The organism is Chlorogloeopsis sp. ULAP01 (genome assembly GCF_030381805.1).
GTDB lineage: Bacteria > Cyanobacteriota > Cyanobacteriia > Cyanobacteriales > Nostocaceae > Chlorogloeopsis.
In genome coordinates, this window is sequence record NZ_JAUDRH010000018.1 from 202,457 (window position 1) to 210,332 (window position 7,876).

General features: G+C 39.7%; 6 protein-coding genes and 1 pseudogene. 3 read left to right on the top strand and 4 right to left on the bottom strand.

Annotated features, from left to right (window positions below; all coding sequences use genetic code 11):
* Nucleotides 1-57: 57 nt before the first annotated feature.
* On the top strand, nucleotides 58-1,980 hold the full coding sequence (locus tag QUB80_RS30310; RefSeq protein ID WP_289793179.1) for a serine/threonine-protein kinase: 1,923 nt from the start codon (nucleotides 58-60) through the stop codon (nucleotides 1,978-1,980).
* A gap of 1 nt (nucleotide 1,981) precedes the next feature.
* Here the strand turns inward: QUB80_RS30310 and QUB80_RS30315 are convergent, their stop codons facing one another.
* Nucleotides 1,982-2,287, bottom strand: coding sequence for a 30S ribosomal protein PSRP-3 (locus QUB80_RS30315; protein WP_016874109.1), 306 nt, complete (start codon nucleotides 2,285-2,287; stop codon nucleotides 1,982-1,984).
* A 195-nt stretch (nucleotides 2,288-2,482) separates the two neighbouring features.
* Here QUB80_RS30315 and QUB80_RS30320 point away from each other — a divergent pair, with 195 nt between their 5' ends.
* On the top strand, nucleotides 2,483-3,265 hold the full coding sequence (locus tag QUB80_RS30320; protein WP_502875338.1) for a TIGR01548 family HAD-type hydrolase: 783 nt from the start codon (nucleotides 2,483-2,485) through the stop codon (nucleotides 3,263-3,265).
* A 453-nt stretch (nucleotides 3,266-3,718) separates the two neighbouring features.
* Here QUB80_RS30320 and QUB80_RS30325 read toward each other — a convergent pair whose 3' ends face one another.
* A complete protein-coding gene (locus QUB80_RS30325; protein WP_289793169.1) occupies nucleotides 3,719-3,937 on the bottom strand; it encodes a hypothetical protein in 219 nt (72 codons plus the stop codon).
* A 499-nt stretch (nucleotides 3,938-4,436) separates the two neighbouring features.
* Between QUB80_RS30325 and QUB80_RS30330 the strand changes: the two genes are divergently transcribed.
* A complete protein-coding gene (locus QUB80_RS30330; protein WP_289793170.1) occupies nucleotides 4,437-5,834 on the top strand; it encodes a cytochrome P450 in 1,398 nt (465 codons plus the stop codon).
* A gap of 61 nt (nucleotides 5,835-5,895) precedes the next feature.
* On the opposite strand, the gene QUB80_RS30335 is transcribed toward QUB80_RS30330, so the two are convergent.
* Both QUB80_RS30335 and QUB80_RS30340 read right to left on the bottom strand, forming a co-directional pair.
* Nucleotides 5,896-7,212 (bottom strand): condensation domain-containing protein, encoded by a 1,317-nt coding sequence (locus QUB80_RS30335; RefSeq protein WP_289793171.1) that lies wholly within the window; start codon nucleotides 7,210-7,212, stop codon nucleotides 5,896-5,898.
* Nucleotides 7,213-7,299: 87 nt separating this feature from the next.
* Nucleotides 7,300-7,797 (bottom strand): annotated as a pseudogene (locus tag QUB80_RS30340) (glycosyltransferase); the annotation flags it as partial.
* Nucleotides 7,798-7,876 lie beyond the last annotated feature (79 nt).

Consider the following 7,876-nt stretch of genomic DNA (forward strand, 5'->3'; position numbering starts at 1 on the left):
ATTGCATAATAGGAAGCCAAGCTACAATTCAACCTTGTATCTCACTAAAATTACAAAATTTTGCTGCACGAACGTTACCGCTTAATTAAACAGATTGGTAAAGGTGGATGTTGTAAAACCTTTCTTGCAACAGATGAAGCCCAATCTTTACCAGTTCTTTGTGTTGTGCAACAATTACAGCAGCAAGAGCAAACAGCAGAAGAATTTATTAAAAAAGCACAACAACTAGGGGAATTGGGGAAACATCCACAAATTCCCGCCTTGATAGCATACTTTGTAGAAAAGCAGCACTTTTATTTGGTACAGGAATATATTGAAGGCAAGAATTTAGCTACCTTGGTAGAAGAGCAGGGAAGCTTTAGCGAAACTCAAATTTGGCAACTTTTAGAGAATGTGTTGCCTGTTCTCAAATTTACTCGCGATCGCCACATTATCCATTGCGATATTAAACCCGAAAATCTGATTTTGAGACCCCCTCCTAGCTCCCCCTTATCAAGGGGGGGTGCCATAGGCAGTCCCGATGAAACAAGTTTCACAAGCCTTGATGAAAGTGTTTTTCTCCCCCAGCTTCCCCTGCCTCCCCATCTCCCCCTGCTCTTTCAAGTCAGGGGGGATCTAATCTTAGTGGATTTTGGAACAGCTAAATTTTTGTCAGAAAGGAAACAAGTAAGAAATGAACGCAGTATAGGTAGTCCAGAATACGCTGCACCAGAGCAAACACAAGGCAAACCTGTATTTGCAAGTGACCTTTATAGCTTGGGTGTAACTTGTATTTACTTACTTACCCAAATTTCTCCGTTTGATTTATTTGATACTACTAGCAATTCCTGGGTTTGGCGACAGTATCTTAATACTAAAATTAGCGATCGCCTGGGCAAAATTATTGACAAACTAATAGCAAATTCCAAAAGCGATCGCTTTCAATCGGCAGATGAAGTCATGCAAGCAATGGGCATCCAATCTCCAATTCCCCATCTCAAATCTCAAATCCAAAATTGGCACTGCTTACATACCTTAGCTGCACATCCTAATTTCTTAAGTGGCGTAAATTCTATTGCCATTAGCCTTAGTTCTAGTCTTATTCATGAAGGGGAATATGGGGAAATATTAGCCAGCGCTCATGATGACAAAACAACTAAATTATGGGATTTAAATACTAAAAAACTGATTTGTACTTTAACTGGACATGATCAAGCTGTAAAGTCAGTTGCTTTCAGCCCTGATGGAAAAATTTTAGCAACGGCTGGTGATGATAAAAAAATTAAATTATGGAACCTGAATACGCGTGAGCAAATCTTTACCCTCACTGGACACACAAACAGCGTCAAATCAGTTGCTTTCAGTTTTGACGGGACAATACTAGCTAGTGGCAGTTGGGATAAAACAGTTAAACTCTGGAATGTCAAAACAGGTGAAGAAATTTGTACACTGGTTGGACACCAATTACAGGTGAGTGCAGTAGCGTTTAGTCCCCAAAGTCAACTTCTTGCCAGTGCTAGTTATGACAGAACTATTCGATTGTGGGATATTTCTTCATTCAATTCTCCCCGTCTTGACAAAGAGAAATTTAAAAACTGCCCATTATACAGCCTTTCTAGCCATACATGGGCAGTTTTGACACTCTCTTTTAGTCCCGATGGAAAAATTTTGGCAACTGGTAGCGATGATAACACTATCAAATTTTGGGATATCAACACTGGTCAGGTAATTCGCACACTACAAGATCATTCTTGGTCAGTGCTGGCGATAACTTTTAGTGCCAATGGTGAAACGCTGATCAGTGGAAGTAGAGACAACACAATTAAAATTTGGAGAGTTAGCACTGGAGAAGAAATTGCTACTCTCACAGGACATGAAGACTCGGTATCTGCCGTTGCTGTCAGCCCTGTTGCACAACTGATTGTTAGTGGCAGCAGGGATAAGACAATCAAGCTCTGGGAGCTAGGACAACAGCAGCTAAATTCATTTGGTAATATCTAGATCAAGCGCTACCTGTAAAGGCAACTTCAGGAAACTTCAACTGGGCTTCGGCCATCGGACGATTTCTACCTTCCTCTTGCCAGTAGTTGATAACTTCGGTAGCTTTATTGAGTATCTCTACCCGATCTAATTCACTAATCCAGTGTTTTGACTCCAGTTCTTTTTTTAATTCTTCCCAGGCATCATTTCTGGGCCAGAAGAAGTACTTAGTCAAAGGACTAGTACCTTTGCCTACTACCTGATCGACCGCCAAGGCGACGTTATCGTCTAACCACAAAATTTTCAAAATAAACTTTGACAATTGCACCTCCGGGATTTCCGGGCAAAACTTAACTAATGACAGCGATCGCTTATTTTAACGCAATACCTTACCAGCTGACTAAATTAATGATGGACAGACGCGGGGACAAGGGGACAACCAGACGCGGGGACAAGGGGACAACCAGACGCGGGGACACGGGGACAAAGAGAAAACAAACTACTAACCACTAACAAATGACCAATGACTATGAATGCAATTGTTGTTTTTGATATTGACGGTGTTGTGCGTGATGTGGGCGGTTCCTATCGCCGGGCGCTTGCAGATACTGTGGAGTATTTCACAGCCAAAGCTTATCGTCCGACATCAGTAGATATTGATCAGTTAAAGTCTGAAGGTATCTGGAATAATGATTGGGAAGCATCCCAAGAGTTAATCTATCGCTACTTTGAAACTCAAGGGCGATCGCGCCAACACTTAGAGCTGGACTACGAAAATATTGTTGCCTTTTTTCAATCACGTTACCGAGGCACAAATCCAGACAATTTTACGGGCTATATTTGCGATGAACCCTTACTATTACAACCAAGTTATCTCGAACAACTGACTTTGGCTGGAATTAGATGGGGATTTTTTAGTGGCGCTACTCGTGCTTCTGCTACCTATGTTTTGCAACGCCGCCTTGGTTTGCAGTCCCCAGTGTTAATTGCAATGGAAGATGCTCCTGGCAAACCAGATCCGACTGGACTTTTTGCCACTGTCCGCTTACTAGATGATAGGCTTGACCAAACATCCGTAGTTATATATGTGGGAGATACGGTAGCTGATATGTACACAGTCGAGAAAGCGCAATCGCTCCAGCGCGATCGCACCTGGATTGGTGTAGGAGTTTTACCACCCCATGTCCAAGAAACAGCTGCAAGACGTGATGCATATGCTCAAACTTTGCGACAAGCTGGAGCAACAATAGTTTTAAATAACGTCGAGCAGTTAAATGCGATAAAAATTCAGGAACTATTAAGTTAACAGTCGCAGAATGAAGGTTTGACCATTAATCAAATGCCAATTGATAACAAAGTATGTCAATCAAAAAGCTTTCAACATACTGTTCTTCTCAAATTTTTATCAGGAAGAACTCAGAATAGGTTTTTCATTGTTTGTAAATAATTTGAATTTTGGATGAGGTTTTAATACCTTGTCCTTTATAAATGAAACAACTTTATACTGAATTCTTTGCTGAACATATGTCTGTTGTGAGTCCAGTCATTCAACAGTTGTGAATTTTCTATTCTCATTCCTTTTACCATAGGCGTTTGTGACTCAATCATAACTTAAACTAATTATGATATGATGTCCGACCAATCACCAATAAGAAATAGTTTATACTCAGGACTTCAGTCGTGGCTTGAGGACTTTAGTCCTCACTACGAGCAAACATTTTTATTCAGTTTGATTAACCGGACATGATATGATAAGTTATTAAGGATTTTTGTCTTGATCATTTAAACGCCATATCTTTTCCATATGTGCAATTTGTTGGCGGAGAATTTGAGCTTTACACTTGCGATAGCTAATAATTATTAACACTAAAATTATAGGCACTGAAATTACCGTACATCCTGTAAGAGTATCTGTGGCAATATCATTTTGTTTGCTTGGATGAACTTGTGCTTGCAAAGCTGTTGGTAGATACGTCATCTTAAAAATTTGAAATTTTTCAATTAATACAGATATACAGCGATTTCAAGCTGGATTACTCAGAGCAATTGAATTTTATAAGATTCTTTAGTTTGAGTTCCTGATAACTTAGATAAAACAGTATTTTCGGTTCATAATCTCAAATTTCGCTGACGCGATCGCTACATCTTGCTCATCCTGATTTGCTTACAGTAAAATTTGTGCTTGTTTGAAAATAAAAGTATAATTTATACCTTAGTTGGTTAAATACACTAGCCTTTGATGTTCTTGTTAAGTCAGGTTAATAGCGTATTTAACTGAAATATTGGCAAAGTGTGAAAAGTGTTTTTAGACCATACTCTTACCTAAAATACTGCTTGTCTAAATTAATATGATGGACTAGTAGTTCAGGAATTTTTAAGCTCCTCATTTCCATACTTGTTCTAAAATCAATCTAACTATTAGATGTGCGAATTACTAGCATTAGCCAGTATGACTGCAATTCTTAGGAGATAAAAAAATGCTTGCACATAAACTGCCTAACGGCCCTCAAAGTCATCCTTGGGTACAGACATATCAGTGGATGAGTAGCCCGTTGGAATATATGGAAGACTGTGCAAAACGCTACGGCGATATCTTCACTCTTAGGATCGGCCCAGTTTTTACTCCTCAAGTGTTTATTAGCAATCCTCAAGCGATTCAACAGATTTTTACCACTGATCCAAAACAGTTGGACTCCGGTGAATCAGCAGGTATTAAATCGCCTCTATTGGGACAACAATCTCTATTGACATTAGAAGGAAAACCTCACCAACGGCAAAGAAAGCTTTTAACTCCTCCTTTACATGGAGAACGGATGTTAGCTTATGGTGAACTGATTCGTGAGATCACATTGCAAGTAAGCGATTGCTCTCCAGTTGGAGAACAATTTTCAGTTCTGCCATCTATGCAAACAATATCCTTCCAGGTAATTTTAAAAGCAGTATTTGGTCTAGAGGAAGGGCCGCGTTACGAAAAACTGAGACAAAGGTTGATTGCCATACTCAATCCCAAAGCGCCTCTGTTGACAGCACTCATGTTTCTTTTCCCGATACTGCGTAAGGATTTTGGACGGTGGAGTCCTTGGGGAATCTTTATGCACAAAATCCAGCAACTTGACGAACTCATCTATGCCGAGATTCAAGAACGCAAAGAGCAACCCGATCCATCTCGAACTGATATTCTGTCTTTAATGATGGCGGCGAGGGACGAACAAGGGCAGCCAATGACAGATGTAGAGTTACGCGATGAGTTAATTACTTTATTAGTAGCAGGTCATGAAACAACAGCAAGTTCTTTAGCATGGGCGCTCTACTGGATTCACCATCTTCCTGATGTGCGCGAGAAACTGTTGCAAGAACTAGATGGACTAGGTACTAATCCCGATCCAAACATGATTTTGCGATCGCCCTATTTAAATGCTGTCTGCTGTGAAACACTGCGCCTATATCCAGTGGTGATGCTGGCATTAAATAGATTGGTAAAATCACCGCTAGAAATTATGGGCTACGAGTTGGAGCCTGGTACTTTAGTGATTCCCTGTATTTATTTAACTCATCATCGAGAAGATTTGTATCCCGAATCCAAGCTGTTTAAGCCAGGGCGTTTTCTAGAACGTCAATTTGCTCCCTATGAGTATTTACCATTTGGTGGTGGTAACCGTCGCTGTATAGGTATGGCATTTGCTTTGTTTGAAATGAAAATGGTTCTGGCTACGCTGTTGTCTCGCTGGCAGATGGAATTAGCTGATAGTAAACCAGTACAGGCAGTACGTAATGGCGCTCTATTTAGACCTAGTGGTGGTGTCAGGATGGTGGTGAAGGGGAGGCGTGTATACCAAGAGCAACCCTCCGAATCTGTGAGTAGTTCAATTAAGTGATTCAGGGTGGGTTATAAAAACAATCGGTAACGAAGATTGTAAGTAAAACCAATTTTTAAGATTAGGATATGCAGGCTTTTTGTATAGTATCCATCACAGAATCTGCAAACTGCTTTGCTGTCTTGACACTTACTAAAGGAATGACATAAGCAAAAGTACAAAATAGGTGTTCGTGAAAAGTTACTACTCCTAACCAAAAACAAGTGCCAACTATATGCTGTCCCGTAGCAAAATATAGTTCTTTTAATTTAAAAGAACCATATTTTTCTGGTAAGTTAAATTGTCCTCTATTTGAAATATGTGTAGTTGTGCTTCTTCCCATATTATGAACTGAAGCTTTGTTGAGAAAATCTTTATTAAATTTCCGAAAATTATCTGCATTTGAAACTTGAAAAAGCGGTAATTTACTATTAGTAGATTGGTTAATTTTTAGCTTGCATTCTCGTGCTAAATCCCAAAAATGGGTATCTTTTTCTAAACAGTGAATTTCTTCTATTCCAGAAATAAAGCAACCAATGTGTTTATCCATCACTTCAGGTTGACAAAATTTTCGTAAATTTACATTTGAGCCACAAGATAATTTTATATTTTTGATATTGCCATAACGAAAGACAATTTTTGCCGTTTCCAATAACATAGCAGCGCAAAGTGCACCATGTACTGTTGTTTTCTCTTGTTTGCAGCGTTCTTTCAATAAAACAGTTATATCTTTCCTTAAAATTTTGGTGACAAGACAGGTACGACGCTGGCTTGGAGATGCTTCTTCTTCAATGATTAACTTTGGTGAATGATTTTCTCGATGAGATTTTTCTTGAGCTTCTTCTGCTTGGTTGTGACTGGGAAGATTGTTAGCAAGCATCTTTTCAAGTGGAAGAAGAAGTTCCATAGTTACTACTGTATCTATATCTTCTCCATCAGTAATTTGTTGACAATAAGACAATAAGTCATCGAAAAAACGCATACATGACATTCCATCAGTAACAGCATGATGAAACGTTGCAATAATTTCGCTAGTGCCATTACTGGTAGAAGAAGGAAGAAAAGTTACCCGACAAAGAGGCTCCATACTCGCAGAGAATTTTTTGTGCAATTCGTCTTCAGCAATCTCAAGCCATTGATTCTCATCTTGTTTGTTTATAATATGCAAAGGAATTTTAGACGTTCCTTCAGAATTAAAATAAGCACCATCTGAAGATTCAACAATGTGAACTTGAAGCATTGGATGACGCTTTTGTACTAAATTCAAAGCCTGCTGGAGAATATCGGGTGTAAGTTGTCCTTCGATCCGGGCAACATTTACATCAATCATGGAGCCTAAATCATTGAGAATTTTAAACAGATTCTCGACTAGACCAAGTTTTCTATTTAGAGAGTTCATAATTATTAAATTGGTAACTTTTTACCTACGCGATCGCAGCACAACTTCTTTTGTACCAATTCAATCTATACGCGCTTAAGCAAGCATTTAGGAATTGGTGTTAGCAAGTACAGAGTTTCCTGTAGACACAGCCTGCTCGATAATATCAGCAGCTCGACTAACCCCCCCGGCACGGCTAATAGCTGCTTGCAATCTCAGCGCATTTTGTTTGTAGGATGCTTGCGTCAGTACCCGTTTGACGGCTTCTCGCAACTTAGGGACATTTAAGCGAGCTACAGGTATAACCTCACCGACACCCGCCCACGCTATACGCGCTCCTATCCCTGGCTGATCGTTGGCAATTGGGATTGCAACCATTGGCACGCCATTACTCAAACATTCTAAAGTTGTATTCATGCCTGCGTGGGTAATGGTAAGAGCGGCTTTTTGAAGTAATTCCAGCTGGGGCGCATATTCTACAACTAAAGGTGAGCCGGGCAATGCTGGTAGGGATTCTGGGCTGGCTGAACCACCTAAAGAAATTACCAGCTGGGCATCTAATCCTACACAAGCCTCAGCAATATTATGAAAAACTTTTATGGCTCTCCCAGACTAGATATGTTAAATTAACAACAGAAATACCAATTTAGTAAAACCCTTCTTCTAAAATTATGAAAGTTAGTTA